Annotated in this window: 1 tRNA gene; it reads left to right on the top strand. The window is 45.9% G+C overall.

Going from position 1 to position 255, the window contains the following annotated elements:
• Positions 1–30: 30 nt before the first annotated feature.
• Positions 31–103 (top strand) — tRNA-Ala (locus M3202_RS22210).
• Positions 104–255: the final 152 nt, after the last annotated feature.

Genomic DNA, 255 nt, shown 5'->3' with positions numbered 1-255 from the left:
TCCACTCAGGCCCACCATATTATTTGATTTGGGGCCTTAGCTCAGCTGGGAGAGCGCCTGCCTTGCACGCAGGAGGTCAGCGGTTCGATCCCGCTAGGCTCCACTTTGAGAGAATTCAATCTCTCAAAAATTAAGTTGCTGGAATCTGTTCTTCGATGAGGGGAACGAAGTCGGTAGCTTCATTGACAAAGAGTATTCTTCTGTCAATTGGTTCTTTGAAAACTAGATCATGATAAACAAGTAAGTTCATCGGAG

Source organism: Halalkalibacter oceani (assembly GCF_023715605.1).
Classification (GTDB): Bacteria; Bacillota; Bacilli; order Bacillales; family Bacillaceae_D; genus Halalkalibacter; species Halalkalibacter oceani.
The sequence above is the reverse complement of the archived record's forward strand: the minus strand, read 5'-3'. Positions and strand labels throughout refer to the sequence as shown.